Below are 16,726 nucleotides of genomic sequence, written 5' to 3' on the forward strand. Positions count from 1 at the left end.
AAAGTTACGTTAAGAAGTTGCGTTAGCTACCCTGAATCTTCTCAACAATGGCGGTAGTGGAGCAATTATCGAGGAACGACAACACTTTCACCTCGCCGCCATAGCTACGCACAAATTCCCCCCCGACGACACCATCGAGACCATAATCACCGCCTTTCACCAACACTTCAGGACGAACCTGTGCCAACAAGCGCTCTGGCGTATCCTCAGCATAGCTAACCACCCAATCCACGGCCTCAAGCCCCGCTAATACAGCTTTGCGGCGTTCGACTGGATTAATCGGTCGACCTTCGCCCTTCAGTCGTCGCACCGACTCATCATCATTAATCGCCAAGACCAAGCGATCCCCTTGAGCCCGAGCTTGCTCCAGATAGCCCACATGACCGGCGTGCAAGATATCAAAGCAACCGTTAGTAAAGACAATTTTTTCACCCGCCGCACGGGCATCGGCTAACGCCACTAATAACTGCTCATCACTCACCACGCCCCGTTCAGAACCTTGCGCTTGATTCACCGCCCGACGTAGCTCTGGGCCACTAATCGCGGCCGTGCCCAGCTTACCCACCACAATACCCGCAGCAATATTGGCCAGCCCCGTCGCCACTTCCAAGCTTTCCCCAGCGGCCAGAGCCGTGGCGAGAGTAGAGATCACCGTATCCCCCGCGCCAGTCACATCAAACACTTCGCGGGCGCGGGCAGGAAAGTGCACCTCATTTTGGCCCGGCTTAATCAGTGTCATCCCCTGCTCACTGCGCGTGACGAGTAACGCGTCAAGCTCGAGCTGCAGCACCAAGCGTTTCGCTTTTTCGACCAAGGCTTGCTCCGATTCACACCGGCCGACCACCGCTTCAAACTCACCCATATTGGGTGTGAGTAATGTTGCGCCACGGTAGCGTTCGAAATCTGTACCTTTAGGGTCGATCAGTACCGGCACCTTGGCCTTGCGTGCCGCATGAATCAAACGTTGAGGATCACTCAGGGTGCCTTTATCATAATCCGATAAGATCAATGCCCGTACGTTACCTAACAACGCCTCAACCTGTTGCTGCACATCATCGCTATGCTCGGCACTGAAACGCTCTTCAAAATCTAACCGAATCAGCTGTTGATGACGGCTCAATACGCGCAACTTGGTGATCGTCGGTTCGCGGCTGCTGTGACAAAACTCACAATTCACCCGAGCCGATACGAGCTGCTGCTGTAACGCCTCTCCGGCTTCATCTTTACCAACAATACCGACTAAAGAAACACCCCCACCCAAGGCCGTAATATTCAACGCCACATTGGCCGCGCCACCGGGACGATCCTCTTTTTGATCGACTTTAACCACCGGCACCGGCGCTTCCGGTGAGATGCGAGAAGTAGGCCCATGCCAGTAGCGATCCAACATGAGATCACCCACCACTAACACTTGAGCTTTATTTAATTGGGGCATTACCAGTTTCATTATTTAGTATCCTGATCGGCAGGTTGATCTATATCAGTATCATCGGCAACCTCAGAAAATTGCAGCCGCTGCAGGTTAGCATAAATGCCATTATGCTGAAGTAACTGCGTATGTGACCCCTGCTCAACAATGCGACCCGATTCCATCACCAGAATGCGGTCAGCGTTCTCAATGGTTGATAATCGGTGAGCGATCACCAAGGTAGTGCGTCCTTGCATCACATGTTCAAGCGCATCTTGAATATGTCGCTCAGATTCAGTATCGAGTGCCGAGGTGGCTTCGTCCAGAATCAGAATCGGTGCATCTTTGAGAATCGCTCGCGCTATTGCAATACGCTGTCGCTGACCACCAGAGAGCAATACACCATTTTCACCCACCATCGTCTCTAGCCCATCGGGAAGGTGCTGCACGAACTCAGTCACATGAGCCGCCTCGGCCGCCGCTTCGATCATCTCGCGAGAACAGTTTGCCATACCGCCGTAAGCAATATTCTCAGCAATCGTACCATTGAAAAGCACCACTTGCTGATTGACTAAGGCAATCTGACGGCGCAGATTGGTCAATGTATAATCTTGAATATTGCAGCCATCGAGTAAAATTTCGCCTTCAGTCGCATCATAAAAACGCGGCAACAGCCCCGCTAACGTCGACTTGCCGCTTCCCGACTTCCCCACCAAGGCAACCGTTTCACCCGGCCTAATCGCCACGGTAATATTGTCGAGTATCTGCTTACCATCGGCTTCATACTTAAAACCAAGCTTATTAAAGGCTAATGCACCGTTAACCTGCTCAGGATCATGCGTGCCAGTATCGCGTTCCGGGGCGGTATCCACCACCTCAAAAACACTCTCCGAAGCGGCTAAACCCTGCTGAATCATGCTGCCAATCTCAGTTAATGAACGCACCGGTTTGGCCATCAATGCTGCTGCAGAAATAAAGGCGATGAATTGACCGGTACTCATTTCATTAATCAACTCAGGCTGCATCGCCAGATAAGTCATCAGTGCAATCACACCGGCCACCATCATCTGTACAACGGGCGTGGTGACCGACTGAGTCACCACCATTTTCATCACCTGACGACGATTTTGCTGACTGACTTTGGTAAATCGATCGACTTCCAACTCAGTGGCACCAAAAATACGCACCACCTGATAACCTTTAATCGCCTCTGAGGCCGCTGCAGTAATATTCCCCACACTCTTCTGTACGTGCCGACTAATACCGCGCATACGTCGGGCAGCAATCGCCACGACGGCCCCGACCACAGGCCCAACCACTAGAAACAACAGCGTTAACTTCCAGTTGAGGTAAAGCATATAGCCAAATAAACCTAACACCGTAAAGCCTTCACGAATCGCCACTTTGAGCGCATTAGTTGCCGCCCCGGTGACCTGCTCAACGTTATACGTCAGCTTCGCTAACAGCTCGCCACTGGAATGCTTATGAAAGTAGCTGCTGGGCAAGAGCAACAAGTGTTTGAATAGATCGGTTCTTAAGTCATGGACAACAAACCGTGCGACATAAGACAGGCCATAGTTACCCAAAAAAGTACCCAGCCCTCGAACAAAGAAAATCCCCAGCACCGCGAGCGCCAGCCAGCCACGATTATCAAACTCCCCAGAGCCAACGGTATCGACAAAGGCTTCCAGCCATTTAGCCGATGCCGTCTGAGAACCGGCATAAATCGCAAAACCCAGCACACTGAGCAGAAATGCTGACCAATACTTTTTGACATACTGCAATAAGCGTAGATACACCTGAACACTGTTATCTTTTTTCACAAATCAAAACGCTCTTATCAATTCACTAAGGCACACGAAATCCGAGTCATCAAGCTTCAACGCATTAACAGTCGAACGGACTTGATACTAGTGTTCCGTAAGCACGAACATTATAATTGCCTGATTTTACAGTATCTGGATGAATTGTGGGCAACAAAGAAGCACGCTGGTCAGATTTTCTTGCACCTAAATACTGGCTGATATGGTTGAGTATCGGCCTGCTACGCTTAATCTGTGCACTTCCCTATCGCTGGGGCTTATCGATCGGAAAATACCTTGGTCGAGCGCTCTACCGTCTGATGAAAACTCGCCGTCATATCACCCGCGTTAATATTCAGCTCTGCTTTCCTGAATTATCGCCTCAAGAACAACAGCAACGCATCAAAGAAGTGTTTGAAAATAACGGCATAGGCCTGATTGAAACCGGTTGGGCCTACTGGAAAGATGAACGTTTTTTTCGTCAACGAACCGAGTTTCACAACTTCGATCTGCTCGATCGAGCCCTAGACAAAGGTCATGGTGTGATTTTAATGGGCTGGCATTTCTCCTGTTTGGATCTTGCCGGGTTACTTTTCTCCCTTCACGGCAAACCCTGCAGTACCCTTTATCGACAACATGATAACCCGATGCTTGAATGGTTTTTCACCCAAGGACGACAGCGGTTCAGTTTTCCGGTTGAACGCCAAAAAACGCGACAAATGCTACGCGCAATGCGCAAGAATCACTGTATCTGGTATGCCCCCGATCAAGACCTAGGGCGAAAAAATGCGACGTTTGCACCTTTTTTTGGTCACCCTGCCGCCACTACGTTAGCGACCACCAAAATGCATAGTTTAAATGGCTCCCCCTTGATTAAACTCGATTGCTGGCGAAAGCCTGACAATTCAGGCTATATTTTGGAGTGTAGTGAAGTAACAGGGTTTCCCTCAGGTTCCGAAGAGGTTGACGCTACATTGATAAATCAGGCAATAGAAGCGGGTATTAGAAAAGCCCCTTCTCAATATATGTGGGTTCATAAACGCTTTAAGACACAGCCGAAAAAAATCAAGAATAAATATCGAATTTAAATCTTCACTGAAGCCAACTTACTCAAAGCCTTTGCATTATTAGGTAATAGCATACAGGCTAAGCTAATAACTACCCCATAATGATTTCACTCTTAGTAGTTTCAGTAACCCACTCAGGAATAATAACCCCATGATTTTTCATACTATTAAAACAATTTTCCGTGACAACTCCACGCGATGTACTTTCACCAAATGTAGCAAAATTATCCCGTGTCACATAAATCCTCTGATCAGCTGGTTTTTCTAACTGATCTTTATAGGAATCCATAACTTTCGCTGTAGAGATACTATCTGGAAAAGCCTTAAAAAGGTTTCGTATCACTTTAACTTTTAGATATTGGTGGAGCCATATTTGCTGATAGTTTTTCCTTTCTATTAATACGTCTTCCCTTCTACTAAAAAAGCTTTTCTTAACCAGATTTTTCCTTTCCAGCATACCTCTACACCGACAAAAAAGCACACCATCTATACCACCATTATCTTGTTGGCATACGTCGCTATGTATTTTCTCAATTTCATGAACATTGAGATAAATAGGATACTTATCATCAATACACCAATAGACAAGCGTTTCATCATCTAAATCTTTAAGCAAGGTAAGCACTGTCCCTTTAATATCTGAAGGACACTTAATATAGTCAACTTTATCAGATAAAATTGTAGGTTCAATATCTTGATATGGCACCTGAAATATAAACGGATGCTGAGGCCATAACTTTTCGTAGCAAAGAATCATATGATCTGTAAAACTACGATATTTATCATAAGTTAAGACAATTGCTTTAATTTTTTTCATATTAACCACTAAAGATCTACTTTTTTGCTGAACCATCAAAACAATACCCAAAGTTTTCAATATCTTTCCGGTACATGTTCTCAACTATACTCGCAGTATCATCATCAAAGAAGGCACGATAATCTTTAAAGTCTTTTTGAAATGATTTAGTCAATCCAATTTGTCGCTTTATTTTATGTCTAAACTTTTTTAGACCAGATTTATTTATATGGGGTATTACATTATTATCAAAACCAATAGCTTGACATATTTTATAAAAATCATCTTGTAGAGTTTCAAATCGCCCTACATAGTCCACAATAAGCTTTCCAGATTCATCATACAAATAATCACTTTGAGGTATAATATGCCGAGAGTAATCACAGTAGCTGTCCTCTTCTGGAAGGTGACTGAGAACAAAGTCCCGAAAGCTAAACTGCTTCCAAAAATGCCTATAACGATACTCGGAGACAATCCGCTCCCAAGGGTTCCTGACAAATGAAAATTTAAATAAATTTTCATATTCCGCTTCTGATACATATCCAAGCTGCTTATATTCACATGCTTTCAAGTGAGAAATACGTTCAGGGCCTTTCTCTGGATCAGGATTAATACCAAGTAATAACTGATACTTAGTATCTTTCGTCAATCCTTCATCATCTATAAACAGTTGTTCAACACTCTGACCTGCTGTTTTAGGAATATGTATAAAAATACAACTATATTTTTTTGAAATCATGAATCTTATCTCTGCAAGTAACTATTTTTCAAATAGGGATATATATCTGTTAGCAACTAATTTAGCATCAAACCGCTCGACTACTTCCGGTTTTATTTCCGGATATTCTATTAATGCACTGTCAATAGCATTAGCAAGCGCTACGGTATCACCAATCGGAACCAAAAACTTTGCTAAATTTCCAGTTAAAACCTCATTTGGTCCTGACGGACAATCAGTGGAAACCATAGGCACACCTAATACCAAAGATTCAACGAGCGTTCTCGGTAACCCTTCAGCAGAAGAGACCAAAACAGACACTCTTGCATTTTTAATGATAGAATAAGGGTTAGCATCCCAACCATGAAAAACAACTCTATCAGTCAGACCTCTTGCACTTACCAACGCCTTAATTTTAGATTCCAATTCTCCTTTGCCAACAAGTACTAGTTTTATTGAGTCATTTTTTAGCATGTGAAATGCATTAATAAGATCTTCGTGTCGTTTACGTTCAATAAATGATGCAACATAAACAATATATTCAAAATCATATCCATGTTGGCGTTCAATAGATTTACTGCGCATAACACTTAATTCAAATGGATTATTTAACACCACAATATTACTTTCATCACAACCAAGGTTAGAGACTAAATCATTTTTAATTCCATAAGAAAGCGCAATTAAGTTCTTACCCTTGAATTTTGACTTCAGCCTTTTAATTCGCATCCATCTTTTCAAAAACCTCCATTTAGGAAGATCTATCCAAGCTGTGGGCGTTATATGCACAGACGCAAATATTTTTTCAGCACTAATTGCATCATAATATTCAGCTCGACTAGTCACAAAAAAATTGAAGTTTGTTTTTTCACAAATCACACTCAATGATTTGTTTTTTTCATGGCGCCCTTCCCCTTCAACCTCAATCAGCTTGATATTTTCAGGAGGGAAATAATCGCCAGTGTTTTTTAATAGTAAAAGATAAACATTATGACCTAGAACAGCTAACTGCTTAGCAATAACAATTATTGTCTTTTCGGCACCAGCACCATTTAAAGACCCTAGCAAAAAGCCTATCCGGTATTTTCTCATAAATATTAAAGCCAACTTCTCTTTATTTGAATAAGATTTTCAACAGCATGTAAAAAACGAGTTATTAAAGATAATAAAAAATAGTCTCAATTACTTCTTTTATTTTCGCTGCAATAACAACAACATTCTCAAATCGCCCGCATAACTAGTGACCATAAGCAGCTTTTATTAGTATGCATGAAATAGTATCATTGTACCCTACTGCGTTAAAATAATCTAATCTGGATAGCCCATGACTACTGCGTTCTTTGCCTCTCGAAGGATACATAAAGACTACTTCAGCAAGCTAGCAACCTACCTTGATAGTAGTAGAGTCATCAATTACAAGGAATGCGTTATCCCTGCACTGACCTCCATCCCCTTCAAAAGTATCAATGCAGCAGTACATATCCTCATCAGTGAGAAGAAAAACCATTCCAAGTACCGCTTCAAAAACACTACATTCTGGTTTTTTTTTAACGCGCTCAAATCCACTGAGTCCTATTGGCTATATCTTTGCTACTATAAAGCGTTAGCCAATAGAAACATTAATAAAATTATTCTATGGAACGGTCTAAAACATAGGCAATCAATTGTATCTATCGCTGCCAAAAACCTTGGAATCCAATGTATTTATATGGAAAACGGGCTATTACCTGGACATACAACAATTGACCCTCATGGCATAAACTATTTAAACTCAGTCCCAAGAGAAAAATCATTTTACCAGACATATTCCGACGGAAAATTCAATTACAAAGAGCTAATTACATTCAACCCAAGCACTTTAAAAAAACAAAAACTTCCTGAAAAATATATTTTCATTCCCTTGCAAGTTAATACTGATAGTCAAATAATACGATTCTCACCTTGGATTAAAGATATGTATGACTTTATTGAAATAATAAATAAAGCATCTCTTGAACTTGACAAAGAATCTCCTATTTTTATTTTTAAGACTCATCCTGCATGTTCTCAAAATTATTCAAAATCAATAGAAAGCTCAAAAAAATCTAAAAAATTATTATTATTAGATGATGATAAATTAACTACAGCTGAACTTATCTATCATGCAACAGCAGTGATAACCATCAACTCAACTGTTGGTATTGAATCATTACTTCAAAACAAAACAGTCATATCCTTAGGCCAGGCTTTCTATAATATAGATGGACTAACACTTACCTGTAATACACAAAAACAATTAATTAACGCAATAAGAAATTCTTATAAATGGCATCCAGACCCACTAATCATTTCTAATTTCTTTGAGTATCTAGTTAAGGAATATCAATTACCGGGCCGTTGGCAAGATAGCTCCTCAGAACACCTAAAAAATGTTATAAAAAGAATTCAGGAAATCAGCTAATGAGCAGCCATCTTTTTTTTGCATCTACGCCTTTCAATATGCTTACAGCAAGCATGGTTGCTTTCTCCTTGCCAGCACGCGATTCAAAATATATATGTTTAATAGATCAACCGCCATCCGCATCTCCATTTGTTAAGTCATTCCTTACATGGAAAAATTCACCATTCAACTCAATTCAAATAGTTTCTAAAAAGTCCAAAGGGTTAACGAAAAAAAAGCAAAGAAAGCAAGAGCTAAAAAAAATAAATCAGTTAATATCATTAATAAATCCGAGCAACATTTACACGGCTAATGATCGAAGAATTGAATTTCAATACGCAATGGCCCATTGCCATTGCAAAGCAATAGGGCATTATATAGATGATGGCACTTATACCTATTTAGGTCGTAAAACTCACTGGATCAAAGATAAACTGATAGATAATTTTATAAAGAAAATATCCTATGGCACATGGTGGAAACAGCCGCCAACTATTGGTGCATCAGACTGGATAAGTATCGCTCACGTTACCTTTCCGAAGCAAGTAACCCCGCTACTGAAAGGAAAAAATATCAAACATCTCCCTTTGGATATCACCAGATCAGAGTTTACAGAACTATCTCAAGCCTGCCTAGAAAACTATCCAGAGCTTGCACATTCATTGCAGCAGCTTGACGCTCTATTATTGTTACCTCATGAGTCAGTACTTGATAGCACAAAAATTAATCGGTTACATACGTGGATTACTTCAAAATCAGGGCAATGTGTAGCGTTCAAACATCACCCTAGATCCACAGCAAAACACTCTTTGCAACTAGAAGGGCTCATAGAGTTGCCTGCTGAACTACCAATCGAGATAATGCTATCCCTCTTTAAAACTAACTGTATACTCTGTGGCGATATTTCTACAGCTTTATTAACAGCAAAATGCCTTAGACCTGACTTAGAGGTCGAAGCACTCACCTCAGCGACTATTCCAGACGGGTGGAAAGAGTTACTTTCTGGTATAGGTGTTAGCACTAAATAGTTCTTTTATATCTAAATTACAGAGAAGAGCCGTGATACTAAAACCCATTCAATATTGGCACCATAGATTGAGACACCGAGGTCCGATCCGGTTAGCTATGACGATACTCGTCAAGAACGAAGCCGATATTATTGAAGATAACATTCGTTACCATGCTGCGCAGGGCGTTCAATGTTTCGCCGTTATGGATAACGCCTCTGATGATGGAACACGAGAAATTCTTGAGGTTTTGAAATCCGAATTTGACCTGCACGTTATAGATCAGCCTGACCAAAACTATCAACAAGCACGCTGGATGACTGAACTGGCAGAGTATTGCCGAACCGAGTTAAAAGCAGATTTAGTCATCAGTAATGATGCTGACGAATTCTGGCAAGCTGAAGAAGCAGAATCACTCCAAGACTATCTTCATTATACTGACTCAGTTGTTACTGTTCGTCGGTATAATATGGCATTAGATTACTCAGTTTTAAGCAAGGGTTATCATTATTCACATGCATCACTGCGAGTAAAAAACCCCATACTTTATGATTCTAGTGCTCAAATCAATGAAACTGCCGTCGCAATGCTATTAGTTAAAATCAGCCCTAAAACCATTGTTAACCCATATGGTCTCATTCGACTCAAAGGCGGCAACCACCGGGCTAAACATGTCTGGAAGCTGATGAATGCTCGAAACGAGCCCGGTATTTCTGTACACCATTATCCCATCAGAAACTACGCACAATTCGAACGTAATATACAAAACCGAAAACGGCTGTTAGAAACAACAAATGCCAAAATGGGAGACCATTATAGACGCTGGGTTCGGATGCTCAATGAAGGAACACTTGAGGATGAGTTTAAGCGCTTTATCCTTAACCAACAAGAGATCGATACCTTGCTTAAGCTAGGTGTTCTAGAGCATAAAAAATTATCGATCACAAATAGCTAGATGATCAATCTGTAATCCTAATTAGTTTAGTCCACACGATATCCGGCGTCAGGTTAGCAAACACGGCAGGCTCTACCTCACGCTCGCTAGGCTTCTGTTGAGAAGCCTCAAGACAGAGCTGATCTTTGCCATAGCCACCCACAAGACCTGGATCGGTAGGACCAAACAGGATCACGTTAGGCCGATCCAGTGCGGCGGCCATATGCGATAATCCAGTATCTACAGACACACAGGCAGCTGCACCGGCTAATACCGTGGTCACCTGCGCCAGATTTAATTTAGGCAAAACCTCAACCGCATGATGCCCTTTGGCCAGTCTCTCAGCCCGCGCCTTTTCTTCAGGGCTGCCCCAGGGCAATTTAATGTTCCAGCCGGCTGCTTCCGCCTTAGCGATGAGTTCTCGCCAATACACCTCTGGCCAATGCTTATCAAAGCGAGTCGTGCTATGCAAAAATACGAGATAATTCGAGGCCGCTTGTTGATCGTCAATAAAATGCTTGCGAATGGCGAAGTCGCCCCGCCCTTCAAGCTCATAGTCCAACGCCTGAGCAAACAGCTGACGAGTCCTCTCTACTGCATGCTGCTGTTCATCCACATAGTATTGACGCTGATAAAAGCGGGCAGCTAATGGCTCTCTGGCGGAGTGCTTATCATAACCACACTGTATGCCTCGACTATAGCGAGTCACCAGCAAGGCGCTTTTTATCAGTCCCTGTGCATCAATGACAACATCATAATCGGTTTCAGCCAACGCCGCGCGATAACGCCGCCACTCGCCACTGCGTAGCGCCTGCCAGATATTTTTGCGCCAACGACGAATCGCAACGGGTATGACCTTATCAACAGCAAAGTGCCAGCTCGGAATTTCAGCGAACGCTTCTTCGACTACCCAGTCAAAACGGATACCGGGTATCGCCTTCACCGCATCAGTCAGCGCTGGCAGTGTATGAATAACATCCCCCATGGATGAGGTTTTTACTATCAGAACTTTCAAGGGGGTTCCTGTCGGCCAAAGAGGATATTAGATAAAGGCGCAGTATAGCATTTCTCGCTAACACGTCACCTATCGACCCTTCAGCTTTGTACCACGCAATAACAACAGCCCCCTAGAGATCAATAAATAACGACTTTTCTATCGTTTCGCCAACTTTATTATCCGCTAGCCGATTCCCTTTTTAGCGATTGCTGATTACAATTGTTTGCCTGAAAATTCTCTGAATCGCGCTGCGTGCAACAGATCAATCCACTCAGACCCATCAACTTTTTATATGTTCGAGGTAACCAATGGCAGCTTTTGGAACTGTGTTTATACCGGAAATGGCAATCGCTAGGTTTGATGGCAATCGCTGGAGCCCATCTGAGATCGTCAGTAGCGACAGCATTCAGCTACATCCCGGTGCCCATGTTCTACACTATTCCAGCACCTGCTTTGAGGGCCTTAAGGCGTTCCGACACGAAGACGGATCGATCAATATTTTCCGTATGGATCGCAATATCGAACGTTTTTCTCAGAGTAGCGAGTTGCTGGCACTGCCAGCCATCGATAAAGCCGCTACCGGCCAGATGATCATCGACATTGTCAGCCGCTATAAAGATGAAGTGCCTGCGCCTCCTGGCTCGATGTATATTCGCCCGACGCACTTCGGTACAGAGCCAGCCATCGGGAAAGCGGCAGCACCATCCGTCACCTCTTTCCAGTATATTTTATTATCCCCCGTTGGTGATTACTTTGCCGGAGGTGACACCACCCTGCGCCTGCTGCTGGAAGAGAACGGCGCTCGCTGTGCCGCGCATATGGGAATGATTAAAAGTGGTGGTAATTATGCCAGTGCGCTACGGCCGATCATGAAAGCTAAACAAGCGTTCAATGCGGATCAGGTACTATTCTGCCCCGAGGGTGATGTACAGGAAACCGGCGCGGCTAACTTCCTACTAATCGACGGCAATACCGTGATTACCAAAGCGTTAGATGAGAGTTTTTTACACGGTGTTACCCGTGATTCCATCCTCACCCTAGCTCGAGATTTAGGTATGGACGTTCAAGAACGTCAACTCAGCGTTGATGAGCTACTGGAAAGAGCCGCGAAGCCAGGCTGTGAAGCAGCACTATCAGGCACAGCGGCAGTATTGACGCCAGTCGGCACGCTGATTCATGACGGCAAAGACTATCCGGTTGGTAATGGTGGGATTGGTCAAACCACCCTCAAATTGCGTCAAGCATTGAATGATATTCAGTGGGGTAAAGCAGAAGATAAACATGGCTGGCTAACACGTATTTAAAAGCATCGAACATTAAATCGATACCTCGCCAACCCCGCTCCTTGCGGGGTTTTCTTTTTAACTGACGAATATATTGACCACCTTTTATATTACCCTCAAACACTGCACAATAGCCTTATAATTATATAATACACGGATATTGCCATGCGCCCTGCCACGCCTGAGTTGCTGACTATGCTGACAGAACTGATCGCTACGCCCTCTGTGAGCTGTACCGCGGCTCATTGGGATCAAAGTAATCTCAAGGTGATAGAGAAGCTCGAGCAGTGGCTCTCAGCGCTAGGGTTTAAAACTGAGATCATGGCCATTCCCGGTGCCCCAGAAAAAGCCAATCTGATTGCTACGCTCGGCAGTGGCTCTGGCGGGCTAGTACTATCGGGACATACCGACACCGTGCCTTTTAATGCCGAACGATGGCATAGCGATCCCTTTAAGCTGACCGAGAAAAATAACCGCTTCTACGGCCTCGGCACCTGCGATATGAAAGGTTTCTTTCCCATCGCCATCGAAGCAGCCCGCAAATATGCACACAATACATTCAAACAGCCGCTGATCATTCTGGCGACCGCCGATGAAGAAAGTTCCATGAATGGCGCCCGTGCACTCGCTGAGGCGGGTCGCCCTAAGGCCCGTTACGCGGTCATAGGCGAACCCACCAGCTTACGCCCCATTTATATGCATAAAGGCATTATGATGGAGCAGATCAAAATTAAAGGTACCGCTGGCCATTCATCCGATCCGGCCCTTGGAGCAAACGCACTTGACGCGATGCATTCAGTGTTAGGGCAGTTGATCCAGTTTCGACAAGAGTTACAGCAAAACTATCAAAACAGCGATTTTAAAGTCTCGGTGCCCACGCTCAATTTAGGTTGTATTCATGGGGGTGATAACCCTAACCGTATCTGCGGCGCTTGCGAATTAGAGTATGACCTACGTCCACTGCCAGGCATGTCGGCAGACGTGCTCCGAGAAGCCATTGGTCAGCGCTTACAGCCTCTAGAAAATAAGTTTGGCGTCGAGATTACCACTGAACCTCTGTTTCCCGAAGTACGCCCCTTTAGCAACGATAAGCATTCTGAGCTGGTGACAACCGCAGAACGACTCACCGGCCATCAGGCCGAAGCTGTCGCCTTCGGTACAGAAGCCCCCTTTATGCAAGACTTGGGAATGGATACCATTGTGATGGGCCCTGGCTCTATCGATCAGGCTCATCAGCCCGATGAATATTTGGCTTTTGATCAGATAAAGCCTACAGTAGCGGTATTAGAGCAACTGATTGCAAGGTACTGTTTTTAATCGTGAATAAAGAAAGTACTCCCTACGTAAACTGGTTTCGCCATAGCTCTCCCTATATCAATGCCCATAGGGGGAAAACCTTTGTCCTGATGCTAGGAGGAGAAGCGCTCGCTGACGCCAATTTCGCCAACATTATTCACGATATTGCCCTGCTCAATAGTCTTGGGGTGAAGTTAGTTTTGATTCATGGCTCTCGTCCTCAAATTGAAGCGCGCCTTGAAGAGCAAAATATAGTCGATCGAGTGCATCATCATTTACGTATTACCGATACCAACACCCTCCGCTGCGTGATCGAATCCGCCGCCAGCTTGCGTATCGAAATCGAAGCCAAACTGTCGATGGGGCTGGCTAACTCCCCCATGCATGGTGCGAAAATTCGTGTCTGTAGCGGTAATTTCGTCACCGCTCGGCCATTCGGCATCTATAACGGTGTCGACCTTTGCCATACCGGTGAAGTTCGGCGGATTGATCAAGAAGCGATCCGGCAGCAGCTCAGCATGAATAATATCGTCCTGCTGTCACATCTGGGCTACTCACCCACCGGGGAGATTTTCAATCTGGCCGTTGAAGATGTAGCGACTCAGGTCGCCATCAGTCTTGATGCCGATAAGTTAATACTATTTGGCGAAAACGGCGGGGTTCGTGATAGTAGCGAAGCGCTGCGGTCAGAACTGCTAGCCGACACCGCTGAGCGCTTGGTGAGTCAATATATGGCGAAACATAGCGCCCCTGATCAAGTGCCATCGGAACTGTGTCGTCACCTACAGGCCGCCGTGAAAGCCTCTCGGCATGGTGTTGCCCGTAGCCATCTCATTAGCTACCGTGAAGACGGTGCTTTGGTGTCAGAACTGTTTAGTCGTAACGGTATCGGCACCATGGTGATCGAACAGTCTTACGAACAAGTTAGGCCTGCCACAATTGAAGATGTGGGGGGGATTTTAGAACTTATCCGGCCGATGGAAGAGGCCGGAATTTTAGTCCGCCGCTCGCGAGAACTGTTAGAAGCCGAAATCAATCAGTTTACCGTGGTTGCCCTCGATGGTGCGATTGTCGGGTGTGCAGCACTCTATCCGTTTCATGAGGAACAGGCCGGCGAGCTCGCCTGCGTTGCGATCTCTCCCGAATACCGAGGTGGTGAACGGGGCGAAGCCTTACTGCAAGCGATTGAAACCTCCGCACGAGAGCAACAACTTAAGCAGCTATTTGTACTTACAACCCGCACTGCGCACTGGTTTATTGAACGTGGCTTCGAGCCAACGGCAATCAATCAACTGCCGAATAGAAAACAAGAGATGTATAACTTTCAGCGTAACTCCAAGGCATTTGTAAAGCCGCTATAGTAACGGTGTTACGCTGCTGCAACGCCCCGACATGAGACATCGCTACTGTGTTCAAGATCAGTGCTAAGACTCAAAACCTAGCACATGATCGATACTTTAGGGTTTCTTTGAAATACCATTATTGTCCCCGAAACGGATTAACTCGGCAGATTATGGGCTACTTCTTTCGTAGCTCTAATCCTGTATAACGTCCATTTTTCATGGCTTTCAAGAGAGTTCTATCCTTACTCAGACTAATACTTCAGGTTACAATGCTTTCTCTATTGAGCATATGGTCACTAACTACTTTTTATAAGGTTCTGATATGACGAAAAAAATCGCATTGATCACCGGCGTCACAGGCCAAGATGGTTCTTATCTTGCCGAACTTTTGTTGGAAAAGGGTTATGAAGTCCACGGTATTAAACGCCGAGCTTCCTCTTTTAATACAGAACGTGTTGATCATCTGTATCAGGACCCACATGAGGCGAATGTTAATTTCCATCTGCACTACGGTGACTTGACCGACACCTCTAACCTGACTCGTATTATTCAGCAGATTCAGCCCGATGAGGTGTACAACTTAGGTGCGCAATCCCATGTAGCGGTATCGTTTGAGTCGCCGGAATATACGGCCGATGTCGATGCCATTGGTACCTTACGATTGCTCGAAGCCATTCGCTTTTTAGGCTTAGAAAAGAAAACGCGTTTTTATCAGGCATCAACGTCCGAGCTGTTCGGTGAAGTACAAGAAATTCCACAGCGTGAGACGACACCTTTTTATCCACGCTCTCCTTATGCAGCAGCTAAAATGTACGCCTATTGGATTACGGTTAACTATCGTGAATCTTATGGTATGTATGCTTGTAACGGCATTCTATTTAACCACGAATCCCCACGTCGAGGTGAAACCTTCGTTACCCGCAAGATAACACGGGCTATTGCTAATATTGCTCAAGGTGTTGAAAAGTGCCTGTACCTCGGCAATATGGATGCGCTGCGTGATTGGGGCCATGCGAAGGACTACGTGCGTATGCAATGGATGATGCTGCAGCAAGAATCAGCAGAAGATTTCGTTATAGCCACTGGCAAACAGATCTCTGTACGTGAATTTGTGCGTATGTCAGCGGCGGAAGTGGGTATTACGCTCGAATTTAAAGGCGAGGGCATTAAAGAATACGCTGAGGTTGTTGCTGTTGAGGGTGAAAATGCTGCAGCGGTGAGTGTCGGGGATGTGATTGTACGTGTAGACCCTAAATATTTCCGCCCAGCTGAAGTTGAAACGCTATTGGGCGATCCGTCTAAGGCGAAAGAAAAGTTAGGCTGGACTCCAGAGATTACCGTCGAAGAGATGTGTGCCGAGATGGTGCAGAACGACCTGAATAAAGCTAAGCAACATGCTTTGTTGAAAAAAAATGGTTATGCCGTCAATGTCTCGTTAGAACATTAAGAACTGTTTACGAGATAAGAACTGTTCACCACAGAGGGCACAGAGAATCACAGAGAAGTGCTTGGTTAAGGGATGGTTTTGAGCTTCTTATCTTTTACTCGGTGTGCTCTGTGTTCTCGGTGGTTGATTTTTTAAGAACTGTTCACCACAGAGGGCACAGAGAATCACAGAGAAGTGCTTGGTTAAGGGATGGTTTTGAGCTTCTTATC

Annotated in this window: 14 protein-coding genes; 8 read left to right on the forward strand and 6 right to left on the reverse strand. The window is 44.6% G+C overall.

From position 1 onward, the window contains the following. Positions 1–22: 22 nt before the first annotated feature. Positions 23–1,447, reverse strand: coding sequence for a bifunctional D-glycero-beta-D-manno-heptose-7-phosphate kinase/D-glycero-beta-D-manno-heptose 1-phosphate adenylyltransferase HldE (gene hldE, locus Q4488_RS15460; protein WP_303581383.1), 1,425 nt, complete (start codon positions 1,445–1,447; stop codon positions 23–25). Then, complete coding sequence (gene msbA / locus Q4488_RS15465) at positions 1,447–3,231, reverse strand: lipid A export permease/ATP-binding protein MsbA (RefSeq protein ID WP_303581384.1); 1,785 nt, start codon at positions 3,229–3,231, stop codon at positions 1,447–1,449. The genes hldE and msbA overlap by 1 nt, the downstream gene beginning before the upstream one ends. Positions 3,232–3,377: 146 nt before the next feature. Between msbA and lpxL the strand changes: the two genes are divergently transcribed. Continuing rightward, positions 3,378–4,298, forward strand: coding sequence for an LpxL/LpxP family Kdo(2)-lipid IV(A) lauroyl/palmitoleoyl acyltransferase (gene lpxL, locus Q4488_RS15470; RefSeq protein ID WP_303581385.1), 921 nt, complete (start codon positions 3,378–3,380; stop codon positions 4,296–4,298). 70 nt (positions 4,299–4,368) lie between these two features. On the opposite strand, the gene Q4488_RS15475 is transcribed toward lpxL, so the two are convergent. The 3 genes from Q4488_RS15475 to Q4488_RS15485 are packed head-to-tail and all read right to left on the reverse strand — an operon-like array spanning position 4,369 to position 6,883. Next, on the reverse strand, positions 4,369–5,154 hold the full coding sequence (locus Q4488_RS15475) for a hypothetical protein (protein WP_303581386.1): 786 nt from the start codon (positions 5,152–5,154) through the stop codon (positions 4,369–4,371). Then, the gene (locus Q4488_RS15480) at positions 5,111–5,812 is read right to left on the reverse strand and encodes a sulfotransferase family 2 domain-containing protein (RefSeq protein WP_303581387.1); all 702 of its coding nucleotides are present in this window, start codon (positions 5,810–5,812) and stop codon (positions 5,111–5,113) included. Before Q4488_RS15480 ends, Q4488_RS15475 begins: the two co-directional genes overlap by 44 nt. A 21-nt stretch (positions 5,813–5,833) precedes the next feature. Next, the gene (locus tag Q4488_RS15485; protein WP_303581388.1) at positions 5,834–6,883 is read right to left on the reverse strand and encodes a glycosyltransferase; all 1,050 of its coding nucleotides are present in this window, start codon (positions 6,881–6,883) and stop codon (positions 5,834–5,836) included. Between the two features lie 232 nt (positions 6,884–7,115). On the opposite strand from Q4488_RS15485, the gene Q4488_RS15490 reads away from it, so the two are divergent. The 3 genes from Q4488_RS15490 to Q4488_RS15500 all read left to right on the forward strand — a co-directional run bounded on the left by Q4488_RS15490 (position 7,116) and on the right by Q4488_RS15500 (position 10,172). Continuing rightward, on the forward strand, positions 7,116–8,231 hold the full coding sequence (locus tag Q4488_RS15490; protein ID WP_303581389.1) for a hypothetical protein: 1,116 nt from the start codon (positions 7,116–7,118) through the stop codon (positions 8,229–8,231). Continuing rightward, a complete protein-coding gene (locus tag Q4488_RS15495) occupies positions 8,231–9,238 on the forward strand; it encodes a polysialyltransferase family glycosyltransferase (protein ID WP_303581390.1) in 1,008 nt (335 codons plus the stop codon). Before Q4488_RS15490 ends, Q4488_RS15495 begins: the two co-directional genes overlap by 1 nt. A 97-nt stretch (positions 9,239–9,335) precedes the next feature. Beyond that, positions 9,336–10,172 (forward strand): glycosyltransferase family 2 protein, encoded by an 837-nt coding sequence (locus Q4488_RS15500; protein ID WP_303581391.1) that lies wholly within the window; start codon positions 9,336–9,338, stop codon positions 10,170–10,172. 4 nt (positions 10,173–10,176) lie between these two features. On the opposite strand, the gene rfaC is transcribed toward Q4488_RS15500, so the two are convergent. Further along, complete coding sequence (rfaC, locus tag Q4488_RS15505; RefSeq protein ID WP_303581392.1) at positions 10,177–11,166, reverse strand: lipopolysaccharide heptosyltransferase RfaC; 990 nt, start codon at positions 11,164–11,166, stop codon at positions 10,177–10,179. A 290-nt stretch (positions 11,167–11,456) separates the two neighbouring features. Between rfaC and Q4488_RS15510 the strand changes: the two genes are divergently transcribed. The 4 genes from Q4488_RS15510 to gmd all read left to right on the forward strand — a co-directional run bounded on the left by Q4488_RS15510 (position 11,457) and on the right by gmd (position 16,517). Then, positions 11,457–12,452: a branched-chain amino acid aminotransferase gene (locus Q4488_RS15510; RefSeq protein WP_303581393.1), complete on the forward strand. Its 996-nt coding sequence runs from the start codon at positions 11,457–11,459 to the stop codon at positions 12,450–12,452. A 144-nt stretch (positions 12,453–12,596) separates the two neighbouring features. Continuing rightward, positions 12,597–13,748: an acetylornithine deacetylase gene (gene argE, locus Q4488_RS15515; protein ID WP_303581394.1), complete on the forward strand. Its 1,152-nt coding sequence runs from the start codon at positions 12,597–12,599 to the stop codon at positions 13,746–13,748. Beyond that, entirely contained in the window at positions 13,748–15,088 is a 1,341-nt protein-coding gene (argA, locus tag Q4488_RS15520; protein WP_303581398.1) for an amino-acid N-acetyltransferase, read from the forward strand. The genes argE and argA overlap by 1 nt, the downstream gene beginning before the upstream one ends. Positions 15,089–15,392: 304 nt before the next feature. Beyond that, a complete protein-coding gene (gene gmd / locus Q4488_RS15525) occupies positions 15,393–16,517 on the forward strand; it encodes a GDP-mannose 4,6-dehydratase (RefSeq protein WP_303581395.1) in 1,125 nt (374 codons plus the stop codon). Positions 16,518–16,726: the final 209 nt, after the last annotated feature.

This window comes from Amphritea sp. 1_MG-2023, assembly GCF_030547545.1.
Lineage (GTDB): Bacteria > Pseudomonadota > Gammaproteobacteria > Pseudomonadales > Balneatricaceae > Amphritea.

Bases quoted from the DNA above. Each gene is read 5' to 3' on its own strand.
- hldE (WP_303581383.1), bottom strand. From the start codon at position 1,447: ATGAAACTGGTAATGCCCCAATTAAATAAAGCTCAAGTGTTAGTGGTG.
- Q4488_RS15485 (WP_303581388.1), bottom strand. From the start codon at position 6,883: ATGAGAAAATACCGGATAGGCTTTTTGCTAGGGTCTTTAAATGGTGCT.
- argE (WP_303581394.1), top strand. From the start codon at position 12,597: ATGCGCCCTGCCACGCCTGAGTTGCTGACTATGCTGACAGAACTGATC.
- gmd (WP_303581395.1), top strand. From the start codon at position 15,393: ATGACGAAAAAAATCGCATTGATCACCGGCGTCACAGGCCAAGATGGT.
- Q4488_RS15500 (WP_303581391.1), top strand. From the start codon at position 9,336: ATGACGATACTCGTCAAGAACGAAGCCGATATTATTGAAGATAACATT.
- Q4488_RS15490 (WP_303581389.1), top strand. From the start codon at position 7,116: ATGACTACTGCGTTCTTTGCCTCTCGAAGGATACATAAAGACTACTTC.
- Q4488_RS15495 (WP_303581390.1), top strand. From the start codon at position 8,231: ATGAGCAGCCATCTTTTTTTTGCATCTACGCCTTTCAATATGCTTACA.
- Q4488_RS15480 (WP_303581387.1), bottom strand. From the start codon at position 5,812: ATGATTTCAAAAAAATATAGTTGTATTTTTATACATATTCCTAAAACA.
- Q4488_RS15510 (WP_303581393.1), top strand. From the start codon at position 11,457: ATGGCAGCTTTTGGAACTGTGTTTATACCGGAAATGGCAATCGCTAGG.